This window comes from Natrarchaeobius oligotrophus (assembly GCF_003841465.1).
GTDB classification, from domain to species: Archaea; Halobacteriota; Halobacteria; order Halobacteriales; family Natrialbaceae; genus Natrarchaeobius; species Natrarchaeobius oligotrophus.
This window is the reverse complement of the sequence record NZ_REFZ01000065.1, coordinates 1-698: the sequence shown is the minus strand read 5'-3', so window position 1 is coordinate 698 and position 698 is coordinate 1. Positions and strand designations below refer to the sequence as shown.

The window sequence follows — 698 nt, the reverse complement described above, 5'->3', positions numbered from 1 at the left end:
AGTGCTTGATTCGGCCGATCATGGTTATAATGGTGTCTGAAGCGTCTGAGCCAGCGGCGTGCGCTGGCTGGACTGCCCCGCCAGAAGGAGTGAAAGCGGTCGATCCGCATTGAGACAGTCTGAAACCACTTTTCGACGTGGTTTCGGTCGCTGTAATTGAGGTGACCGCTCAAGTCGTGGCGAGCGAGGGCAGTCAGATAGCCGGCAGCATCAACTAGAAACTCTGTCTCGTCGGTTTCGTGTTTCTCAGTAAGTCGATGCAGAAACGCCGCCGCGGGGTCAGTCCCGCGGCGGCTGTACACGTCGATTTCAAGCAGGAGCTTCGATTCTGTATCGATCGCGGCGTACAACCACTTTTTCTCGCCATCTACCTCGATCTGTTTCTCATCGACCGCGACCCGCGACGGCTCCGCCGTCGGCGGGTCGCTCTGTGCCTCTGAAAGCTTGTGCGTCCAGTTCCAAATTGCGCCGTGAGAACGGTCAATACCGAGTAAATCGAGCACGGCGACGACCTCTCGAACCGACAACCCCATCGAATGGAGACGCACCCCGAACACTCTGACGGGTGTCGGGGTGCGCTCGTTCTCCCAAACCTCATCACAATCCACGTCTAAGGTCTCTCTGAGCAGGTTGGCGAGTTGCATAGGCACTTCTCGCCACCACCTGCTCATTCCTCAAACCCTCATCTAGACAGTGCC

1 protein-coding gene is annotated in these 698 nt (G+C 57.3%); it reads right to left on the bottom strand.

The window, feature by feature from the left end; all coding sequences use genetic code 11:
* On the bottom strand, positions 1–644 hold a 644-nt coding region (locus EA472_RS21855), incomplete at its 3' end, for an IS6 family transposase (RefSeq protein WP_124193556.1).
* Between the last annotated feature and the right edge of the window lie 54 nt (positions 645–698).